The sequence below is a fragment of the Streptococcus rupicaprae genome, assembly GCF_040545225.1.
Lineage (GTDB): Bacteria > Bacillota > Bacilli > Lactobacillales > Streptococcaceae > Streptococcus > Streptococcus rupicaprae.
Map to the genome: position 1 here is coordinate 1 of NZ_JBEPLO010000029.1, position 22,340 is coordinate 22,340.

Annotated in this window: 17 protein-coding genes and 1 pseudogene; 16 read left to right on the forward strand and 2 right to left on the reverse strand. The window is 47.1% G+C overall.

Features of this window, described 5'->3' with window-relative positions; all coding sequences use genetic code 11:
• Positions 1-122 precede the first annotated feature (122 nt).
• Positions 123-1,370 (reverse strand): imidazolonepropionase, encoded by a 1,248-nt coding sequence (hutI, locus tag ABID29_RS10470; RefSeq protein ID WP_354366075.1) that lies wholly within the window; start codon positions 1,368-1,370, stop codon positions 123-125.
• 214 nt (positions 1,371-1,584) lie between these two features.
• On the opposite strand from hutI, the gene ABID29_RS10475 reads away from it, so the two are divergent.
• The 8 genes from ABID29_RS10475 to hutG all read left to right on the forward strand — a co-directional run bounded on the left by ABID29_RS10475 (position 1,585) and on the right by hutG (position 11,543).
• Positions 1,585-3,618 (forward strand): urocanate hydratase, encoded by a 2,034-nt coding sequence (locus ABID29_RS10475; protein ID WP_354366076.1) that lies wholly within the window; start codon positions 1,585-1,587, stop codon positions 3,616-3,618.
• A gap of 36 nt (positions 3,619-3,654) precedes the next feature.
• Entirely contained in the window at positions 3,655-4,554 is a 900-nt protein-coding gene (gene ftcD, locus ABID29_RS10480; RefSeq protein WP_354366077.1) for a glutamate formimidoyltransferase, read from the forward strand.
• 11 nt (positions 4,555-4,565) lie between these two features.
• Positions 4,566-5,192, forward strand: a complete 627-nt coding sequence (locus ABID29_RS10485) for a cyclodeaminase/cyclohydrolase family protein (protein WP_354366078.1) — start codon at positions 4,566-4,568, stop codon at positions 5,190-5,192.
• Between the two features lie 15 nt (positions 5,193-5,207).
• Positions 5,208-6,878: a formate--tetrahydrofolate ligase gene (locus ABID29_RS10490; protein ID WP_354366079.1), complete on the forward strand. Its 1,671-nt coding sequence runs from the start codon at positions 5,208-5,210 to the stop codon at positions 6,876-6,878.
• 19 nt (positions 6,879-6,897) lie between these two features.
• A complete protein-coding gene (locus ABID29_RS10495; RefSeq protein WP_354366080.1) occupies positions 6,898-7,491 on the forward strand; it encodes a HutD/Ves family protein in 594 nt (197 codons plus the stop codon).
• Positions 7,492-7,542: 51 nt separating this feature from the next.
• Positions 7,543-8,874, forward strand: coding sequence for an APC family permease (locus ABID29_RS10500; protein WP_354366081.1), 1,332 nt, complete (start codon positions 7,543-7,545; stop codon positions 8,872-8,874).
• A gap of 11 nt (positions 8,875-8,885) precedes the next feature.
• Complete coding sequence (gene hutH / locus ABID29_RS10505; protein WP_354366082.1) at positions 8,886-10,427, forward strand: histidine ammonia-lyase; 1,542 nt, start codon at positions 8,886-8,888, stop codon at positions 10,425-10,427.
• A 129-nt stretch (positions 10,428-10,556) separates the two neighbouring features.
• Positions 10,557-11,543, forward strand: a complete 987-nt coding sequence (hutG, locus tag ABID29_RS10510; protein WP_354366094.1) for a formimidoylglutamase — start codon at positions 10,557-10,559, stop codon at positions 11,541-11,543.
• Between the two features lie 250 nt (positions 11,544-11,793).
• On the opposite strand, the gene ABID29_RS10515 is transcribed toward hutG, so the two are convergent.
• Positions 11,794-14,748 carry an AAA family ATPase gene (locus ABID29_RS10515; protein ID WP_354366083.1) on the reverse strand — a complete coding sequence of 985 codons (2,955 nt, stop codon included), beginning with the start codon at positions 14,746-14,748 and terminating at the stop codon, positions 11,794-11,796.
• 150 nt (positions 14,749-14,898) lie between these two features.
• On the opposite strand from ABID29_RS10515, the gene ndk reads away from it, so the two are divergent.
• From ndk to ABID29_RS10555, 8 genes and pseudogenes are all read left to right on the forward strand, one after another.
• Positions 14,899-15,327, forward strand: coding sequence for a nucleoside-diphosphate kinase (gene ndk, locus ABID29_RS10520; RefSeq protein ID WP_354366084.1), 429 nt, complete (start codon positions 14,899-14,901; stop codon positions 15,325-15,327).
• Between the two features lie 391 nt (positions 15,328-15,718).
• The gene (locus ABID29_RS10525; RefSeq protein WP_354366085.1) at positions 15,719-17,269 is read left to right on the forward strand and encodes a 2-isopropylmalate synthase; all 1,551 of its coding nucleotides are present in this window, start codon (positions 15,719-15,721) and stop codon (positions 17,267-17,269) included.
• Positions 17,269-18,306, forward strand: coding sequence for a 3-isopropylmalate dehydrogenase (gene leuB, locus ABID29_RS10530; protein ID WP_354366086.1), 1,038 nt, complete (start codon positions 17,269-17,271; stop codon positions 18,304-18,306). Before ABID29_RS10525 ends, leuB begins: the two co-directional genes overlap by 1 nt.
• Positions 18,303-18,584: a DUF1294 domain-containing protein gene (locus ABID29_RS10535; protein WP_354366087.1), complete on the forward strand. Its 282-nt coding sequence runs from the start codon at positions 18,303-18,305 to the stop codon at positions 18,582-18,584. Before leuB ends, ABID29_RS10535 begins: the two co-directional genes overlap by 4 nt.
• Entirely contained in the window at positions 18,581-19,969 is a 1,389-nt protein-coding gene (leuC, locus tag ABID29_RS10540; RefSeq protein WP_354366088.1) for a 3-isopropylmalate dehydratase large subunit, read from the forward strand. The genes ABID29_RS10535 and leuC overlap by 4 nt, the downstream gene beginning before the upstream one ends.
• Position 19,970: 1 nt before the next feature.
• Entirely contained in the window at positions 19,971-20,561 is a 591-nt protein-coding gene (leuD, locus tag ABID29_RS10545; protein ID WP_354366089.1) for a 3-isopropylmalate dehydratase small subunit, read from the forward strand.
• Between the two features lie 51 nt (positions 20,562-20,612).
• Positions 20,613-21,025, forward strand: a pseudogene (locus tag ABID29_RS10550) (Ohr family peroxiredoxin).
• A gap of 230 nt (positions 21,026-21,255) precedes the next feature.
• The gene (locus ABID29_RS10555; RefSeq protein ID WP_354366090.1) at positions 21,256-22,305 is read left to right on the forward strand and encodes an LLM class flavin-dependent oxidoreductase; all 1,050 of its coding nucleotides are present in this window, start codon (positions 21,256-21,258) and stop codon (positions 22,303-22,305) included.
• Positions 22,306-22,340: the final 35 nt, after the last annotated feature.

Genomic DNA, 22,340 nt, shown 5'->3' on the forward strand with positions numbered 1-22,340 from the left:
ATTATAATTATAAACCATGACATGAGAAAACGAGCATCTCCAACTGCGGAAATGCTCGTTTTTGTCTATTCTGAAACTAGTTTTTGCCCAGCCTCATTTTCTAATGGTAGTCATGAGCTCAGTTAGACGACCTGTTTTCCACTCTTGTAGACCTGGTGGATCAGGTTGGTTGCAAAGAAGTAGAAGAGGAAGTCGATATTTGGTGCATCAAAGATGGCAATGTCGGCTTCTTTTCCAGTATCAAAGCTACCGATGGACTTTTGACGGTCGACAGAATAGGCGGCGTTGATGGTCACGGCGTTGAGGACCTCAACGGGCTTGAGGCGCATTATGAAGCAGCCCAGTTGCATGACAAATTGGATATTGGCTGTTGGGCAACTTCCTGGGTTGCTATCGGTCGAGAGGGTAATGGCCATGCCCTTGTCTAGCATCTTACGAGCAGGCGCATAGGTGTCTTCCATGAGGCTAAAGGTCGTGGCAGGAAGGAGGTTACCGATAACCTGGGCCTGACTCATCCTGTCAATGTCCTCATCTGAAATGACCATGAGGTGCTCGGCACTCACAGCGCCCAGTTCGGTGGCCACCGAAACACCGCCTAGGCTCTTGATTTCATCTGCGTGGATGCGGAGTTTAAAGCCGAGTTCCTTGGCCTTGCTGAGAAGGTAGCGGGACTCGTCTGCTGTAAAGACGCCTTGTTCGCAAAAGATATCGCAGAATTCAGCTAGGTTTTCTTCCTTGACCTTTGGCAGCATCTCATCGATAATGACATCCAAATATTCCGTGGAGCGTCCCTTGTACTCAGTTGGAATGGCATGGGCGGCCATAAAGGTGGAAACCAAATCAATCGGATGGTCCTTGTGGAGTTGATTGGCGACTTCAAGCTGGCGTTTTTCTGTTTCCCAGTCTAAACCATAGCCGCTCTTGGCCTCAACGGTGGTAACACCATGGGCCAGCATGTAGTCGAGGAGGTGCTTGGATTTTTGATAAAGGGTGTCAAAAGAGGCTTCTCGTGTCGCTCTTACAGTGCTTAAAATCCCGCCCCCCTGGGCCAAGATATCCAAATAGGAGACGCCATCCAGTTTCTGAGCGAATTCGTGCTCTCGGCTTCCACCATAAACCAGGTGAGTATGGCAGTCAATCAAGCCCGGAGTCGCTACTTTTCCCCTGTACTCGGAGATGATGGTCTTCTCCCCGATCAGCTCGCTTCTAGGCTCTCCCTGGCCGATTTCTAGAATCTTTCCGTCTTTGATGGCAATGTAGCCGTCTTCGACGATCTCTGCCTGATCCATTTCGCCACCAGCTAAGGGATGGCCCAGGTCTTTGGGACAAAAAACCTGGTTAAAATGTGTCAATAGGGTGTCTGCGGTCATAGTATACCTCCATTTTTTAGGGAACTTTCTTATCTTTTATTTTATTATAAGGTAAAATGGTCTAATTTGCGTCAAAAGTATCTGAAAAATAGCAAAAGACGAAAAATCAATAAAAGACGACAATTTTTGACGCTCTTTTTGACGAACTTAGGGTAAACTAGAACTGAAAAGAAAATCAAGGCTTCTTTTTGGAGAGGCCAAAAGGAGGAAAATTATGACGCGTTTTACAGAAGCTGACATTGCAGCGGCTATGACCATCAAGTTAGATGATGTCCTGCCGGAAAAAACAGTTTTTGAAGAAGGGATCAGGCGGGCTCCAGACCGTGGTTTTCGCTTGAGTCAAGCACAGACAGAGATTGCCCTTAAAAATGCCCTTCGCTATATTCCAAAACAGTTCCATGAAGAGGTGATTCCAGAATTCTTGGAGGAGTTGACGACCTATGGACGGATTTATGGCTACCGCTGGCGTCCAAAAGAAAGGATTTTTGGCAAGCCAATTGATGAATACAAGGGAAATTGTGTTGCGGCTAAAGCTATGCAGGTTATGATTGACAACAACTTGAGTTTTGAGATTGCCCTGTACCCCTATGAGTTGGTGACCTACGGAGAAACAGGTCAAGTCTGCTCCAACTGGATGCAGTACCAATTGATCAAAAAATACTTGGAAGTCATGACAGAAGACCAAACCTTGGTGGTGGAGTCTGGTCATCCACTGGGCTTGTTTGCTTCTAAACCAGAAGCACCGCGTGTGATCATCACAAATGGTCTCTTGATTGGTGAGTATGACAACATGGAAGACTGGGAAATAGCAGAAGAGATGGGGGTGACCAATTATGGTCAGATGACTGCGGGAGGCTGGATGTATATCGGCCCTCAAGGGATTGTTCATGGCACCTTTAACACCCTTCTAAACGCTGGGCGTTTGAAGCTGGGCATCCCAGATGATGGAGACCTGACAGGCAAGCTCTTTATCTCCTCTGGTCTTGGGGGCATGAGTGGGGCACAAGGTAAGGCAGCAGAGATCGCCAAGGCTGTGTCCATCATCGCAGAAGTCGATGCTTCTCGGATTGAGACGCGTCATTCACAAGGCTGGATCAGTCAAGTAGCGGAAACAGCAGAAGAAGCAGTTGCATTGGCTCTCAAGGCCCAAGAAGAAGGTAAGGCTCTTTCTATTGCCTACCATGGAAACATCGTTGACTTGCTAGAGTATGTCCTTGAAAAGGATATTCATGTCGACCTCCTGTCTGACCAGACCTCTTGCCATAATGTCTACGACGGCGGCTACTGCCCAGTAGGAATCAGCTTTGAAGAGCGGACCCGTCTCCTTGCGCAAGACAAGAAACGGTTTGTGGAATTGATTGATGAAACCTTAGCTCGTCACTACAAGGTTATTACGGCCCTTACGGAAAAAGGTACCTACTTCTTTGACTACGGAAATGCCTTTATGAAGTCTGTGTACGATTCTGGTATTAAGGAAATTTCTAAGAATGGTATGGACGACAAGGACGGCTTTATCTGGCCATCCTATGTCGAAGACATCATGGGGCCTATGCTCTTTGACTATGGCTATGGGCCATTCCGTTGGGTATGTTTGAGTGGTAAACACGAAGATTTGGTAGCGACCGATAAGGCGGCTATGGAAGTCATCAATCCGGACCGTCGTTACCAAGACCGTGACAACTACAACTGGATCCGTGACGCGGAGAAAAACCAACTGGTTGTTGGTACCCAGGCCCGGATTCTCTACCAAGATTGTATGGGACGTGTCAACATTGCCCTTAAATTCAACGAATTGATTCGCCAAGGCAAGATTGGTCCTGTCATGCTGGGTCGTGACCACCATGATGTATCAGGAACCGACTCACCATTCCGTGAAACATCCAATATCAAGGATGGTTCAAATGTGACATGTGACATGGCTGTTCAGTGTTATGCAGGGAATGCGGCGCGTGGTATGAGCCTGGTAGCCCTCCATAATGGTGGTGGTACCGGTATTGGTAAGTCTATCAACGGTGGATTTGGTCTGGTGCTGGATGGTAGCGAACGGACAGATGAAATCATCAAGTCAGCCATTGCTTGGGATACTATGGGTGGTGTGGCCCGCCGCAACTGGGCCCGCAATGACCATGCGATTGAGACCTCCATTGAGTACAACCAGATGCGGGCAGGTTCAGACCATATTACCATTCCATACTTGACAGATGAAGATTTGATCAAGGAATCTGTAGCGAAAATTTTTAACAAATAAAATGTGAACACCAACAAACATTAAAAAGGAGTTACTATGGCAAAGATAGTTGAATGTATTCCAAATTTTTCGGAAGCAAGAAACCAAGAAGTTGTAGATGGTTTGGTGGCAACAGCTAAGTCTGTTCCAGGCATTACCTTGATTGACCATTCTTCTGATTTGAGTCACAACCGCAGTGTTTTCACCTTGATTGGTGATGAGGAAAGTATCCAAGAAGGAGCCTTCCAGCTGGTCAAATATGCGACAGAGCATATCGATATGACCAAGCATACAGGGGAGCATCCTCGGATGGGGGCGACAGACGTCCTGCCATTTGTTCCGATCAAAGACATCACGACAGAAGAGTGTGTGGAAATTTCTAAAAAAGTAGCCGAGCGCATCAACAAGGAATTGGGCATTCCCATCTTCTTGTACGAAGACTCAGCGACTCGTCCAGAGCGTCAAAACTTGGCCAAGGTTCGTAAGGGTCAATTTGAAGGAATGACTGAAAAACTCTTGGAAGAAGACTGGGAACCAGACTACGGGGATCGCAAAATCCATCCAACTGCGGGTGTCCTAGCCGTGGGCGCTCGGATGCCACTGGTAGCCTTCAACGTCAACCTTGATACAGACAATGTCGACATTGCCAATAAGATTGCGAAAATTATCCGCGGTTCTGGCGGTGGTTACAAGTACTGTAAAGGGATTGGTGTCATGTTGGAAGACAGAAACATCGCCCAAGTATCCATGAATATGGTCAACTTTGAGAAATGTTCACTCTACAGGACCTTTGAAACCATCCGCTTTGAAGCCAAACGCTACGGTGTCAACATCATCGGCTCTGAAATTATCGGTCTGACTCCGGCCAAAGCCCTTGTCGATGTAGCAGAATACTATCTTCAAATTGAAGACTTTGACTACAGCAAGCAAGTTCTAGAAAACCATATTCTAGGCTAGGAGGTGCCGCCATGTCATTAGTAGAATTAACCATTGCTGAATTTGCCAAGGTCCTTGGATCAGATGCTCCAGCACCAGGAGGCGGCTCTGCTGCCGCCCTCTCTGGTCTGAATGGGATCTCTTTGACCAAGATGGTCTGCGAATTGACCCTTGGGAAGAAGAAATATGCAGATTTCCAAGCAGAAGTAGAAGCCATCCATCAGGATACAGTTCGTTTGCAAGAGAGTTTGCTTTTGGCCATCGACAAGGATACAGAAGCCTTTAATGCCGTATCTGCTGTCTTTGATCTGCCAAAAGAGACAGATGAAGAAAAGGCCATCCGCAGAGAAGCCATGCAAGAAGCCCTGAAGGGAGCAACCCAGTCTCCTTATGAGATGATGGAGGAGATGGTGGAGGCTCTTCGTGTGACCAAGAAAGCCATTGGCAAGACCAATACCAATGCAGCCAGTGATCTGGGAGTCGCAGCCTTGAATCTCAAAGCAGGTCTTCAAGGGGCCTGGCTCAACGTCTTGATCAACCTCGCAGGCATTAAGGATGAAGCCTTTGTGTCAGATTATCAGGAAAAAGGACAGGGCTTGTTGAGCGAAGGGGAGGGCCTAGCAGACGAGATTTACCAAGCCATTTTGAAGAGTTTATAGAGAGGAGTGTCTTATATGGTATCAGATATCGAAATCGCCAACTCTGTTGAGATGGAACCCATTATAGAGGTGGCCAAACGCATTGGCATCGAAGAGGAAAATTTGTCTTTATTTGGGAAGTACAAGGCCAAGATTGACCTAGGTCAGCTAGAAGTCCTCAAAGACAAGCCAGATGGCAAGCTGATTTTGGTGACCGCCATTTCGCCAACACCAGCAGGGGAAGGAAAAACAACGACCTCTGTTGGTTTGGTGGATGCTCTTTCTCATATCGGTAAAAAAGCAGCCATTGCCCTGCGCGAGCCTTCTTTAGGTCCGGTATTTGGTGTCAAGGGTGGTGCAGCTGGTGGCGGCCATGCCCAAGTGGTCCCAATGGAGGACATTAACCTTCACTTTACAGGAGACTTCCATGCGATTGGTGCCGCCAATAACTTGTTGGCCGCTATGATTGACAATCACATCCATCATGGCAATAGCCTTGGCATTGATAGCCGCCGCATTACTTGGAAGCGGGTGGTAGATATTAATGACCGCCAGTTGCGCCACATTGTCAATGGTCTGCAAGGCAAGGTCAATGGTGTGCCACGTGAAGACGGCTATGACATCACTGTCGCTTCTGAAATCATGGCCATCCTTTGCTTGTCTGAGAATATCGTAGACCTAAAAGAACGCCTAGAAAAAATCATCATTGGTTACAACTACCAAGGGGAGCCTGTGACAGCGGGTGATCTGAAGGCAGCAGGTGCTATGGCAGCCCTTCTTAAGGAAGCCATCCATCCAAACCTAGTGCAGACTCTAGAACATACGCCAGCTTTGATCCACGGTGGACCATTTGCCAATATTGCCCATGGTTGTAACAGTGTCCTTGCGACTAAGCTGGCCCTCAAGTACGCAGACTATGTCGTCACAGAGGCTGGCTTTGGTGCAGATCTTGGTGCTGAAAAATTCATCGACATCAAGTGCCGCCTGTCTGGCCTTCGTCCATCTGCTGTGGTCCTTGTTGCGACCATTCGTGCCCTTAAGATGCATGGCGGTGTCGCCAAGACAGACCTTGCTACGGAAAATGTCCAAGCAGTCCTTGATGGCCTGCCAAACTTAGACAGACATTTGAAGAATATCCAAGAAGTCTATGGTTTACCAGCAGTTGTAGCCATTAATAAGTTCCCGCTAGATACAGAAGCAGAGTTGCAAGCGGTCTATGATGCCTGTGCCAAGCGCGGTGCCCAAGTCGTGATATCAGATGTTTGGGCCAATGGCGGAGCAGGCGGACGCGATCTGGCCGAAGCGGTGATCAAGTTAGCCGAAGGCGAAAACAATTTTAGCTTCGTATATGATAATGAAGATTCCATCGAAACTAAACTCGAGAAGATTGTGACAAAAGTATACGGAGGAAAAGGTATCCAACTCAGCCCGGCGGCCAAGAGAGAACTGACTGACCTTGAAAGACTAGGCTTTGGCAACTATCCAATCTGTATGGCCAAGACCCAGTATTCCTTCTCAGACAATGCAAGTCTCCTCGGAGCTCCGGAAGACTTCACTGTCAAAATCAGCAATTTGAAAGTATCGGCTGGTGCAGGTTTTATCGTGGCCTTGACAGGGACCATTATGACCATGCCGGGTCTGCCAAAAGTGCCTGCCAGCGAGAAGATTGACATTGACGCCCAAGGAAATATCACAGGCCTCTTCTAAAAAGAGAGGAGGCTCCAAGATGGTGTCCTATCAAATCCTTGATTCGTCATCTTATATCACCACCGATTGGGCTGGAGGAAGGACCCAGCAACTCTATCTCTCTCCAGCTGATGGAGACTATAGCAAAAGAGAGTTTGATTTTCGGATCTCAACTGCGACCGTAGAGCTTGAGAGCAGCTGCTTTAGTCCTTTACCTTGTATCAAGAGGTTGTTGCTTACGCTGGATCAGACCTTACATCTAACCAATAAAACCATTGGTCAGGAAGTGCGTTTAGCCCCTTTTCAGGTCTATGCCTTTGATGGCTCAGACCAGATTGAAAGCTGTGGCCAATGCCAGGACTTTAATGTCATGTGGCGTGAGCCCTATCAAGGAGACTTGCGCCCTTTGGCACCTGGGGAAATCTTAAGAGAAACGGATCAGATTCAGTTTGTCTATGCCCTTACTGACCAGGAAATCAGAATCAATCAGCACGTTTTATTCCTAAAAGCCCATCAATTCCTCAAACTAGTTCGAGAATCTCCAGAAGAGGAGATTACAGTGCGATTGTCTTCGGGACAATCCAAACAGGCTGTCCTAGCGATTTGGATAGGCTTATCCTCGAATGGACAGTAAACAGTAAGATGTAAAGTTGTGTTCATTATTTAACATAAAGGAGAGTCGTCTATGGATACACAAAAAATCAGTGCACAGGAACGCGAAGAAGCGAAATTTAGTCTGACCGGTGCCACCCTTTATGGGATCAATGCTGTTATTGGTTCGGGAATTTTCCTTCTACCACAAAATATCTATCGGGATTTAGGGCCTGCTTCTATTGCGGTTATGTTTGGGACCGCCATTTTGACCATTATGCTGGCGGTCTGTTTTGCAGAAGTGTCGGGCTACTTTGGAAAAAATGGTGGCGCTTTCCAATACTCCAAACGAGCCTTTGGTGATTTTGTCGGCTTTAATGTGGGGGTTTTGGGCTGGATGGTTACCATGTTTGCCTGGGCAGCCATGGCCGCTGGTTTTGCAAGGATGTTCATTATTACCTTTCCAGCCCTTGAGGGGATGAATGTGCCGATTAGTATTGGCTTGATTATCCTCTTGTCTCTCATGAATGTGGCGGGTCTTAAGACGTCAAAAGTCTTTACGATTACAGCTACAGTTGCAAAATTGATTCCCATTATCCTCTTCTCGGTCTGTGCGGTCTTCTTTATCCACCAGGGCTTGCCAAACTTCACGCCATTTGTACAATTATCGGAAGGGCAAACTTTACTCAGTGCAGTTTCTGGTACAGCTATCTATATCTTTTACGGCTTTATCGGTTTTGAAACTTTGCCCATCGTTGCGGGGGAAATGCGCAATGCAGAAAAAAATGTGCCCCGTGCCATCTTGGGTTCGATTACCACTGTTTCGCTCCTGTACATGCTGATTATTGGTGGTACAATCGCTATGCTGGGTAGTGGCATTATGGAGACTAATGCACCGGTACAAGATGCCTTTGTGAGAATGATTGGTCCTGCGGGATATTGGTTGGTGTCTATTGGGGCCTTGATTTCCATTACTGGTCTCAACATGGGGGAATCCATCATGGTGCCTCGTTTTGGTGCAGCCATTGCAGAAGAAGGGCTCTTGCCGGCAGTGATTGCCAAGAAAAATGCTAACGATGCGCCAGTTGTAGCCATTGCTATTTCAGCTATTGTAGCTATTATTTTGCTCTTAACAGGCTCCTTTGAAACCCTGGCGACCCTTAGTGTTATCTTCCGTTTCTTCCAATACATCCCAACAGCCCTTGCGGTGATGAAACTACGGAAGGACCAACCAAATACAAACGTAGTCTTCCGTGTGCCATTTGGGCCAGTCATTCCTATTTTGGCTGTGATGATCAGCTTGGTCATGATCTGGGGAGATAATCCAAAGAACTTTATCTATGGAGCAGTGGGTCTTGCTATTTCAAGTAGTATTTACCTTCTCATGCACGGAAACAGAAAAAACGCTCAATCTAGTATAAGATAAGGAGAAACTATATGACACAAGAACTCATCTTAGATGGGAATAGCCTGCGATTGGAAGATGTTATCGCAGTTGCTCGCCATCATCAACCGTGCAGCATTGCCCAAGGTGCAAAAGAAGACGTCATTGCATCACGAAAAATTGTCGATGACATTGTTCTTGAAAAACGGGTAGTTTACGGGGTTACAACGGGCTTTGGCTCCCTATGTAATGTCAGCATTCCGACAGAGGACACGGTTCAATTGCAGGAAAATTTGATCCGTACCCATTCAAGTGGTTTCGGAGATCCTTTGGCAGAAGATGCGGTTCGTGCCATCATGTTGATTCGCATCAATTCTTTGGTTAAGGGGTATTCAGGCATTCGCTTGTCAACGATTGAAACCTTGCTGGATATGTTGAATAAGGGGGTTCATCCTTACATTCCTGAAAAAGGCTCGCTCGGTGCTTCTGGAGACTTGGCACCCCTCTCTCATATGGTTTTGCCCATGCTTGGCTTAGGAAAAGCCTACTATAAGGGCGAACTTTTATCTGGTAAGGAAGCCATGGAAAAAGCAGGTATTGCAACCATTGCCCTGGCGGCAAAAGAAGGCCTGGCCCTAATCAACGGAACTACGGTTCTGACAGGAATTGGTGCCCTTGCGACCTATGACGCCATTCAGCTCTTGAAACTGTCTGATATTGCAGGAGCGCTATCTCTTGAGGTCCACAATGCCCTGACCAGCCCCTTTGAAGAAGGGCTCCATACCATTCGTCCACAGAGCGGTCAGTTGGCAACCGCCCGCAATATTCGCAATTTGGTGGAGGGGAGTACCCATACCTCTGAGCCTACGCCAGACCATGTGCAGGACCCTTATACCCTTCGCTGTATCCCACAAATCCACGGAGCCAGCAAGGATTCCATCGCCTATGTCAAGGAAAAAGTAGAGATCGAGATCAACTCTGTTACAGATAACCCAATTATCTGTAAGGATGGTCACGTGATTTCTGGAGGAAACTTCCACGGTGAACCAATGGCGCAACCATTTGACCTTCTTGGCATTGCCCTGGCTGAAATCGGAAATGTATCCGAACGCCGGGTTGAGCGTTTGGTCAACAGCCAACTGAGCAAGCTGCCATCCTTCTTAGTGAAACACCCAGGGATCAACTCAGGCTTCATGATTACCCAGTATGCCTGTGCCTCTTTGGCTTCTGAAAACAAGATTTTGGCCCATCCAGCTAGTGTAGACTCTATTCCATCTTGTGAAAACCAAGAAGACTTTGTTAGTATGGGAACCACTGCCGCCCGCAAGGCAGGGGAAATCTTCAAGAATTCTCACCGGATCGTGGCAACCGAAATCATGGCTGCCTGCCAGGCTTTGGATTTGAAAGAGCAGACTACAGGGCTTGGGCAAGGTACCCAGCCAGCCTACGATGCCTTTAGAAAACAGGTTGCTTTCTTAGAGGATGACAAGGACATCGAGATCTACGATGAACTCAACAAGGCTTCTGAAGCCATTGCGAGCGACGAATTCCTAGCAGCAGTGGAAGCGGCAGCTGAGTTGACGATTCAATACTAGAAGGCAAAGCGCTGGGACAGAGTTTCTCGGCGTTTTCCAATCGTGAAATACTCTTTCTTCCCTTGACGAGCTTCTCTTTCTAGGATACAATAGGCTTCACGAGAATGAAAATAGAAGGGCTGATTTATGATGTTAGAGAATTATTATCCTATCAGTTTTCCCTACTATGAGACTGGCTTTGGAGATGACTTGTATGCAGCCAAGTGGGGAATGCGGCTGCAGTTTCTTGATCTAAATGATCCGAGCCTAGAGCCGTTTCCCAAACAGCACTTTGCCCTGATTGGATTTAAGAGTGACAAGGGGGTCTATATCAATAATGGACGTGTGGGAGCAGTAACTGCTCCGTCTACTATCCGTCCTCATTTAGCAAATCTTCCTTGGCATTTAGGGAAGGAAGTGCAAGTCTATGACGTTGGCAATATCGATGGTCCCAACTGTTCCTTGGCTGACTTGCAAGAGAGTCTGACAAAGGCCATCATCCGAATGAAAGACCTCAATCTCTTTCCTCTCGTCCTAGGAGGAGGTCATGAGACAGCCTATGCCCATTATAAGGGGTTAGACTCTGCCTGGTCCAAGGAGAAGGCGGTAGGGGTCATCAACTTTGATGCCCATTTTGACTTACGCCCTTATGATGAAACAGGGCCCAATTCTGGGACTGGTTTTCGTCAGATCTATGATGACTGTAAGGCACAAGGTAAGGAATTTGCTTATTTTGTATTAGGAATCCAGGAGCACAACAACAATCTCTTTTTGTTTGATTTTGTGGCCAAGTCTACCGGTATCCAGTTTCTAACTGGAAGCGATATGTATCTCATGGGCTATCAAAGGATTTGTCAGGAATTGGATGCCTTTATAGCCCAACAAGAGGCGATCCATCTCACCATTGATATGGATTGCTTCAATGCAGGATCGGCCCCTGGTGTCAGTGCCCCGCAAACTCTGGGCCTGGATGTCAACTTAGCGGTTCTCTTGATGCAGTATATTGCCGCCAGTGGAAAAGTAGTTGGGGTGGATATTGTAGAAACTTCTCCCCCGCATGATGTGGACGATCACACCGCCCGTCTGGCTTCCACACTTTTCTTCTACTTGACTCGGATTTTGGTGCAGAGTCATTAGGAGAGCATGAACAATTAAAAATCCTCAAAATCTCACTCTTAGGAATGTGATTTTGAGGATTTTTAGATGATGCATTGAGGATCTGTATCGCTATGTCTTTATTCGAGTGACTAGTGGTCAACTGGTCAGTTAGTCTTGTTCCTTATAATCATACAGCAGAGTTTTTGACAGGAAGCTATCAGAGAGAGTGAAGATTAGCTCGTCCATTCAGGCCTACCTTAGTCAGACAAGCTCTTAGTAGATCTGTAGTTTATGCCTCCAACTGTGCCTTGAGTATTTCTAATTGTTGCAATAAGATAGAGTCCCGGTAGGGATTTAATCTTTTATGGGCAATCTGATAGTAATGGTCAAAGGGTTTCAGGAGAAATTGGTTTAGCATTTCTTCTGGAAGTTGCTCAGCTGAAGCCACGGCAGATAATTGGGCTAAGGCAAAGGCGACCATGCCTTCGTCTCTAGGATTGGAATAGCGAGCTAATAATTCATCCTTTTTGGCTAGGAAATCCAAAATCAAATGATATTCCTTTTTCTGACAGGCCAAAAGGGCTAGGTAGAGCTCCAATTGGACTTCTTTCCATGGAAAGGAAACAGAAGAGATTTTCTGTTTGGCCTTTTTCAAAAGATCATAGGCTTGGTCAATTTCTCCTGATAAATAGAAGGAAATTCCTAACCCAATTTGAAAAGAGATGGTATAGGGCGTATCGTGGAAATCTGAAACCAGGTCAAGCAAATCCCTTTGGTAATTAATGGCGGCTTGATAATCACCTGTGATCTGTGCGATTTCTGCCAGATAATCCAAGGCGGTAGCAATTTGAATCGGGTAGCGAGCTTGCATGGAAGGGGTTAGACAAAAGCAGTCAATGCTCTCATGGAGCCTTCGCAAGGCCTGCTCTTGGTCTCCAACCATGAGGTGGTAAAGGCCACGTAAGCGTAAAAAGATACCGATGGATTCGTGGTTATTGGATTCAATAGCAGCTTCTAGCCCCAATTCTGTGTATAGGGCCATGTCGGTACGATTGTCAATCTGTACACAGTAGTGGATGAGTTGCTGGTATCCTTTTCGGATGTAGTCTTGTTTGCCGGAAGCCTTGGCGGAAATGATGACCTCTTGGATTTTGCGAACGCCTTGTTGGTAGTTTCCGCTTCGGATACTATAACGTCCTTCCAAATACTGAAAATAGAGCAGGAGCTCTGTAAAACGATCTGACTTGGAGTAGGTTCTTTCCAGTTCTTTCAATTGAGATTTGATGGTTTTAAAGAGATTAGAAAGGTGAACAACCTCCTTTTGCTCAGCAGGCGAGAGGATTAGCAGGGCAGGGTTATCAATGGGGAAAAGATCATAGAAGGCTCGTAACAAGGTCTTCAATTCAATCAATTGGTGTTCGATGACTTTTAAGGGCTGATTGGCTTTCTGGTAGTGAAAAATGATATCTGCTAACATGGCCAGGTTGGGATGTTTAGGATCGAATTGCGTTTCGAAATAGGCGGCTAGTTGCTCATGCAGGAGTCGGATTCTGGCTGGCGATAATTGGTCGTAAAGAAAGAGGCGCAACAATTCCTGATTAAACACAAGATGGATACTCTCCTTAGTTTCCTCCTGTCGGATAAAGCCGCTTGAGGTGAGGTCGTCTAACAAAGGCAGTAATTCTTCCTGGGTTAATTCAGTCAGTTGAGCGATAACGTCTAAGTTTAAGCCCGATGGAGCACAGGCCAGGTAGCGAAGGAGGCCTTCTGCTGTTCCTGGGAAGTCCTGGACTTGACTGGCCAATTGAGCCCGAACGAGGGGCGGGAGTGGGTCAAATGCTTGGTTTTTCTCTAATAAATCAGCGTATTGCGATAAGAGGAAGGCGTTCCCTTGGCTGTAAGTCAAGATAAGAGGGCCCATTTCTTGGAGGTCCTTTTCCGTACCCAGTCGCCCTACGAGGTATTCCATGCTCTCTTTGGCTGAAAATGGGGGGAGGTAGAGATAGGTTCCCAGTTGTTTTAGTAGGAGAAAATCCTTGAAGTTATTGATTTCCTTATGATGATAAAGGCTGTAGCTAAAGATAAAGGCAAGGGGCAACTCACCTAGGATGGCCAAATGCTGGCGTAGCAGGTGGAGGCTTTTTGGATCAATCCACTGGGCGCCTTCGATGAAAAAGAGTAGGGGCTCTTGAGGAGAGGAGTGGTCTGCATAATGGCTTGCTTGCCAACGATTTGGAGTTGAAAAAGTGACATCAAGTCCCCTAGTCGCAAGGTCCAGATAGCCCTTGATTTGCTTCCAAATGCCTGTTTTTTCCTGGAAAGTTGCTGAATGGCATTCAATAGAAATCAAACGAAGGGCTGTAGAGTGATTTTTGAGGACCTGACGGATCAGACTGCGCTTGCCACTACCGTCCTCCCCTTGCAAGAAGAGGGCATTTGTTTCTCCATCAAAGGCATTTTCTAGGAAATGTTCTACCTGCTTAATTTCCTCGCTTCTACCAAAGAAGTAAGGGAGTTTAGGAAGGGCTTGGATTCTTTTTTGTTGGATAGATTGCTGGATGATGCTCTGATAGAGGTTTTGAAGGTTCTTATTGGGCTGGACACCAAGTTCCTTGTCCAACAGATTCACCAATTGATTGTAGGTGCTGATGGCTTTTTTATCTTCTCCATGGTCAAGATATAACTGCATGAGTAGGAGATAGTTGTTTTCTTCAAATTCGTCCAGAGCGATGAGCCTCTCCAGATACTGTCTGGTTTCTTTATAAGATAGGGAATGTTTTTCTTTCTGCAATTTTTCCTGACAGGCCTTGACATAGGTTCTCTCTAGGAGGTGGCGTGTTTGATCCAACCAGGTTTCAAAAGCAGGGCATTTCTTGAGAGAGAAATTTAATAGAAGTTGATCGGTGTAAAGGGAGAGGTTAGCCATAGGGTCCCTTAAAAAATCAGTCACATCGCAGACAATGGAAAGCTCAGGGTTTATGAGAATATATTGCTGGTCGCTCGCGATAATGATATCAGCTCCAAAGGCCTGATTAAGCTGGTAGATGGAGTTGCGGAGATTTTTTCTGGAAAGGTGATTGTCTTTTTGCTCCCAAAGGATTCCTGCAATTTCCTCTCTGCTTGTCTTGCCCTTGAGGAGCAGGTAGTACAAGAGGGCATTGACCTTGGCATAGGGTAAGCGGATAGGAGTCTTATCCAAAAGAAGGGTTGCTTGTCCAAAAAGATTACAGGTTAAAGTCACCATTGAAACCGCCTCCTAATTTTAGTAATTCTAGTATACCATATAATTTGGCAGACGGGAGGCAAAAGAAGGACAGGACTAGGTCATCTGATAGTTATTTTGTGATCGTTATGTAATGTGATACAATAAAAGAAAAGCATAAAGGAGATTCCTATGGAAAGGACATTTTTTATCATCAAGCCAGATGGTGTAGCTCGAGGCTTAGTCGGCGATGTGCTGAAGAGAATTGAAAGACGGGGCTTCGTCATTGAACGTTTGGAGTTGCGTCAGGCGTCAAGTGATCTTTTGAAGGAACATTACCGAGACTTGGTCCAGAAGCCATTTTTTCCAGAATTAGAGGCTTATATGACACAAGGACCGCTGATTGCGGGTGTCATATCCGGCAATCGGGTTATCTCATCTTGGCGGACCATGATGGGGGCAACCAATCCTAAGGATGCTCAACCAGGTACCATTCGTGGTGATTTTGCCCAGGCACCTGGTGAGACGGGAGGCATCTACAATGTTGTGCACGGGTCCGACTCCAAAGAGTCAGCAGAGCGAGAGATTGCTATCTGGTTTGGGGAAAGGAACGGTGACTAGGGCTAAGTCAGTTGAGACAGAGGGAACCATTATGCTATAAGCATGGCCTCTTTCTCAGGTTTAAAAACCTGCATTTACAAGCATTAGAAATGCGGTGTGGATGCAGGTCTTTCTTTTTTATGATAGGTTTTTTAAAGGGGATCTCTAGCAATTTTTGAAAAAATCAGAAAATTCCACCCAAACTATTGACAGAAAATTTTGAAGATGATAGAATAGGGATTATCAAAATGAGGGAGCCAAGGATGACAAAAATGGGAATCGTTCTTTTGTTACGACCCGAGGGCTAGTGCAATTGCATTAGTCCTGTTTGGCTTACCAAGCGGGAGGGAGGTATCTCGCGATAGAGATACCTCTTTTTGCTTAAGGAAAGAAGTTGAAAGGTAAATTTAAGATGAGAACAGTTCAATTTTTAGACACCACTCTTCGAGATGGCGAGCAAACACCTGGGGTGAATTTTTCCATTCGTGAGAAAGTAACCATCGCTAAGCAACTGGAAAAGTGGGGCATTTCTGCCATTGAAGCAGGCTTCCCAGCAGCGAGTCCAGATTCTTTTGAGGCTGTCAAGGCAATTGCTGAGACGATGACCAGTGCGGCAGTCACAGGCCTTGCCCGGTCAGTCAAGTCTGACATTGACCGTGCTTATGAGGCCTTGAAGGATGCCAAGTATCCTCAGATTCATGTCTTTATCGCCACTAGTCCCATTCATAGGGAATTCAAGCTTAAAAAGTCTAAGCAAGAAATTTTGCAAGCCATCAAAGAGCACGTTTCCTATGCGCGCTCAAAGTTTGAGGTGGTCGAATTTTCGCCAGAAGATGCGACACGGACTGAGCTCGATTTTCTTTTGGAGGTAGTCCAGACGGCTGTTGATGCAGGTGCCAGCTACATCAATATTCCAGATACAGTTGGCTTTACGACTCCAGAAGCCTACGGGGCTATTTTCAAGATGTTAACGGAGAATGTTCAATCAGACCGAGAGATTATCTTTAGCCCTCACTGCCATGACGATTTGGGGATGGCTGTCGCCAATACCCTGGCTGCCATCAAAAATGGCGCAGGCAGGGTTGAAGGAACCATCAATGGGATTGGTGAGCGAGCTGGCAATGCTGCGCTTGAAGAGGTGGCTGTCGCCCTCAAGATTCGGGAGGACTATTTCCAGGTGGCCAGTCCCATTGTCCTTAAGGAGACCATGGCTCTGGCAGAGTTAGTTTCGCAAGCTTCAGGTCTTCCTTTGCCCAAAAATAAGGCAGTGGTCGGTGGCAATGCCTTCTCGCATGAGTCAGGCATCCACCAAGACGGAGTCCTTAAAAATCCCTTGACCTATGAAATCATCACACCAGAATTAGTTGGGGTGACGAAAAATTCTCTTCCGCTTGGTAAATTGTCTGGTCGCCATGCCTTTGTTGAAAAATTAAAGGCCCTCAGCCTCGAAGTTGAGGAAGCGGAAGTTTCTGAGTTGTTTGCGAAATTCAAGGCCTTGGCAGACAAGAAGCAGGAAATAACCGATGCCGATATCAGGGCCCTTGTCCTAGACCGTGACGTACAAGATTTGGAAGGCTTCCAGTTCGAGGACCTCAAGGTCAAGACCTTGGAGGATAAGACTGTGGAAGCTCAGCTCTTTATGGTCAACCAAAAACAGGAAGAGGAGACTGTGACTGCTAGAGGCAAGGGCTCGGTTGAAGCTATTTTTAATGCTGTTGACCAGTTCTTCCAGCAGGCGGTTCGCTTAGAGCGTTACCTGATTGAAGCTGTCACAGAAGGGATCGATGCCCAGGCTTCTGTGCATGTCACGGTGGAGAATTTAGAGACAGGTCGCCTCTTTAATGCTACTGGTGTTGATTTTGATGTCTTGAAAGCTTCGGCAGAAGCCTATATCAAGGCCAATACCTTGATTCAAAAAGAACAGGCTGGTTTGATAGTTCAGCCCTTATCGGAGAAAGCGTGATGACAAAGAAGATTGTAACCTTGGCAGGAGATGGTATCGGGCCGGAAATTATGGCAGCAGGCTTAGAGGTTCTAAGCGTCCTTGCTCCTCGCTTGTCCTTTAACTATATGGTAGAAGCCAGGCCTTTTGGGGGAGCAGGGATTGATGCTTGTGGGCATCCGCTTCCTCCAGAGACCCTGCTTGCTGCTCGCCAAGCGGATGCCATTTTGCTGGCAGCTATTGGAAGTCCTCAGTACGATCAGGCACCGATCAGGCCTGAGCAGGGGCTTTTGGCCTTGCGACAAGACTTGGGCCTCTTTGCCAATATGAGGCCGGTCAAGCTTTTTTCGGCCCTTAAGCACTTATCTCCTTTGAAACCTGAGCGGATTGAGGGAGTTGACTTTGTCGTGGTTAGGGAATTGACCGGCGGTGTTTATTTTGGTCAGCACCGCTTAGAGGCAGACTGGGCTGATGATGTCAACTATTATTCAAAAGAAGAGATTGAGCGCATTTTGCGGGTCGCCTTTGAGTTGGCTCAGAAGCGTTCTGGCAAGCTCACTAGCATTGACAAGCAAAATGTTCTGGCAACTTCTAAGCTCTGGCGCCAGGTGGCAGAAGAGGTGGCCAAGGATTTCCCAGATGTGCAGCTGGAACATCAGCTGGTGGATTCGGCTGCTATGCTATTGATTACAGATCCTGCTCGCTTTGATGTGATTGTGACAGAGAATCTATTTGGGGATATTTTGTCGGATGAGGCTTCGGTCTTAGCAGGAAGTTTAGGCCTCATGCCGTCTGCCAGTCATTCGCTTCAAGGTCCTAGTTTATATGAGCCTATTCATGGCTCCGCCCCAGATATTGCTGGAAAGGGAGTCGCTAATCCTGCGTCTATGATTTTATCAGTTGCCATGATGTTGCGGGATTCCTTTGGCGAGGAAGCAGTGGCTAGCCAGGTTGAACAGGCAGTTGAAACTGTCCTTGAAGCTGGGATCCTGACCCCTGACTTGGGTGGCCAAGCCACAACCCAGGAAATGACTCAGGCGATTGTGGAGGCCCTATGAGCATTCAAGAGGTTTTAACCGTGATACTAGCGATTTGGAATGCCTTGGTCTATAGCACCTATGCCTGGGATAAGTATTGCGCAGCCCATCAGCGTTGGCGTGTGCCAGAGCGGGTCTTGCTTGGCCAAGCGCTAGGCTTTGGCGGCCTTGGTGCCTTGTTGGCTGGACATTTTTTACGCCATAAGGTGCGCAAGTGGTATTTTCAATTAACGTGGTGGTTAGGGTTCGTTGTGCTTCTAGCTTGCCTTTATATGATCTGGTTTGGAGGTTATCTATGAGCGGACAAACAATTTTTGATAAAATTTGGGAGCGGCATGTGATTACAGGTGAGCTCGGCCAGCCCCAGCTGCTATATATCGATCAGCACTACATTCACGAAGTGACGACGCCTCAGGCCTTTGATGGCTTGAGAGAAGCGGGCCGGCGTGTCCGTAGACCTGATTTGACCTTCGGAACGATTGATCACAATGTTCCGACAAAAGATATTTTTAACATTCGGGACTTGATTTCCAAAAAGCAGATCGATACCTTGACACGAAATGTGGAAGAATTTGGGATCGAGACAGCGATTCATGGCAGCGAGAAACAAGGGATTGTTCATGTGGTTGGTCCAGAGACGGGGCGTACGCAGCCCGGGAAAATCATCGTCTGCGGGGATAGTCACACTGCAACCCATGGCGCCTTTGGCGCAATTGGTTTTGGAATTGGGACCTCTGAGGTTGAACACGTCTTTGCCACACAGACCCTCTGGCAGGTCAAGCCCAAACAGATGAAGGTCGAATTTATCGGCAGTCCGCAAGCAGGGGTTTATTCCAAGGACTTTGTCATGGCCCTTATCGCCCAGTATGGAGTGGGAGCAGGCGTTGGCTATGCGGTTGAATACACTGGCGAAGCGATTGAGCGACTCAGCATGGAGGAGCGCATGTCCATCTGCAACATGACCATCGAGTTTGGTGCCAAGTACGGGATCATTGCCCCCGATGAGACCACCTTTGCCTATATGAGGGGGAGAGAGTGCGTGCCAGAAGCTTTTGAGGAGGCTGTCGCGGACTGGAAGACTCTCGTTTCTGACCCTGATGTGAGCTATGACAAGGTCATCACCATTGATGTGTCTGATCTTGCCCCTATGGTATCCTGGGGGACCAATCCAGAAATGGCTGTCGCTTTTAATGAGCCTTTCCCAGACATTCGGGACCTAAACGATGAACGGGCCTACAATTATATGGACATCAAGCCTGGCCAGACAGCCCAAGACATCAAGATTGGCTACGTCTTTATCGGATCCTGTACCAATGCGCGTCTCAGTGATCTACAGCTGGCGGCTAAATTTGTCCAAGGCAAGAAAATCGCAGACCATGTGACAGCTATCGTGGTGCCAGGCAGTCGGCCGGTTAAGCGGGCTGCGGAAGCAGAAGGCCTGGATAAGATCTTCCTAGCAGCTGGCTTTGAATGGCGGGATCCAGGTTGCTCCATGTGCTTAGGCATGAATGAAGACAAGGTCCCAGAAGGAATTCACTGCGCTTCAACCAGTAATCGTAACTTTGAAGGCCGCCAAGGATTTGGTTCCAGAACCCATCTTTGCAGCCCTGCCATGGCAGCCGCCGCAGCTATTGCAGGACGTTTTGTGGATGTCCGCTTGATGACAGATATAGTAGGAGGTTAGGATGGAACCCTTTACGGTTTATAGTGGAAAAACAGTCCCAATCATGTACGATAACATTGACACGGATCAACTTTTGCCCAAACAATTCCTAAAATTGATTGATAAAAAAGGCTTTGGGAAGTACCTGTTCTTCGATTGGCGGTACACGGATAAGAACTATACAGACGATCCAGAGTTTATCCTCAATCAGCCAGCCTACCAGGAGGCGACCATCCTGATTTCAGGCGATAATTTTGGAGCAGGTTCGTCACGAGAACATGCCGCCTGGGCCTTGGCTGACTATGGCTTTAAGGTGGTGATTGCAGGGTCTTTTGGGGATATCCACTACAATAATGAACTCAATAATGGCATGTTACCGATTGTTCAACCAAAGGAAGTGAGGGAGCAGTTGGCCCAGTTAGCGCCTGACCAGGAGATTACTATTAATCTGCCTGAGCAGAAACTCCTGACCCCTTTTGGAGATTTTGAGTTTGAGATTGATGGGCAATGGAAGCACAAACTAATCAATGGCTTGGATGATATTGGCATCACCCTTCAGTACGAAGAACTCATTACCGCCTACGAGCAAAACCGACCGAGTTACTGGCTCTAAGTAGAAAATTCTTCCTAAGAGTGCTAGAATAGGATAAGAAGGAGATACCTCATGAAGAAAATTTATTCAACCAAAATGATCAATACAGGTGGACGTGCGGGTGAAGTCCATGCACCAGACAACTCGATCCAATTCCAGATTGTTCAGCCAGGGCAAAGAGTAGATGGTGCAACCAACCCTGAGCAATTGTTTGCGGCAGGTTTTAGCAGTTGCTTAACAGTGCATTGAATTATGTTCTCTCTAGCAAGCAGTTGACCAATAGTAGCACAGTTTCAGCGACCGTTTCTATGTACAATTTGAGCACAGGCCCTGTCCCTGATGTGACGCTCGGTGTTGATATCGAAGGCCATATCGAAGGTTTGTCTTTGGACGAAGCGCAAGACTTGCTGGAAGAAGCTCACAAAGTTTGTCCCTACTCACGTGCAGTAGCAGGGAATATTGAGGTCACGGTCAAAGCAGTTTAATGGTTTTTGCACACAGGACCACAACGTCAAAAAGGAGACCTTGAAAACCGAGAGGGGTTGGGTCTCTTTTTGTCATTTGGTATAGGCAACTTTCCCAAACCGTAGCAAAGCTGAGAAAAGAATCTCAAAAAGTGATATAGTAAACATAGTAAAAGGTAGAGGCTGTTTCAAATCAGTATTCTAGTATGAATGGCTATAACAAAGTGTTCAAAAGAAAGCGAGGAAGCAAGATGAAACTGTCTGTCTTAAACCTAGCCCCTTTACGGGAAGGGCAAGAGTTCAAAGAGGCCATGGATGATTTGGTGGTCTTGGCCAAAAAGGTAGAAGGGATGGGCTACGAGCGGTATTGGATAGCAGAGCACCACAACTCCAAAACCATTGCCAGCAGTGCCACGCAACTCCTCATTCAGCAGACGTTAGCCAATACGGAGAGCATTCGAGTGGGATCTGGCGGGGTTATGCTCCCTAACCACACGCCTTACATCGTGGCGGAGCAGTATGGGACGCTAGAGACCCTCTACCCTGATCGGGTTGATTTGGGCCTTGGTCGTGCACCGGGAACGGACCAACAAACGGCGCGTGCCATCAGACGGACGGATAACCTTAATCCCCATTTTGAGGAAGATATTCAAGAGTTGCAAGGCTATTTTGCAGATACCTTGCCTGTCCATGCCTACCCAGCTGCAGGGCTGGATGTGCCACTCTATATCTTAGGCTCTAGCACGGACAGTGCCCACCTGGCTGCCAAACTCGGCTTGCCTTATGTTTTTGCGGCCCATTTTGCCCCACGGATGCTGATTGAAGCGATAGCCATTTACCGTAGGGAATTCAAACCCTCAGCTACCTTGGCTGAGCCTTATGTCATCCTCTGTGCCAATGTCATTATGGCCGATACGGACGAGGAAGCGCAACGGTTAGCGACTACACAGACCATGAGTTTTGCAGGTATTGTGACCAATAGAGGGCAAAAGTTACAGCCACCGAAACATTCAGACGATGAAGTATGGGAAGATATTTTGCCATCCTCAGAAGTACCCCATTTTGGGCCGGTGTCGTTTAATATTCAGATATCATTGAATTGTGTTAAACAAGCTGTCAGCCAAATGACCGCCTGCACCTTTGTCGGCGGTAAGGCTTCAGTGGCTACCCAGATCAGGTCCATGCAAAAACAAGTGCCCTTTGACGAACTCATGGCCCACAGCAGTATCTTTGATCAGGACGCCCAAGCCTATTCTTACCAACTCTTGGCGGAAGTGGTGGCAGAAGAATTTGCAGACTAACTAAAGCCAGAAATCAACGAAACCCTCTCGCCCGC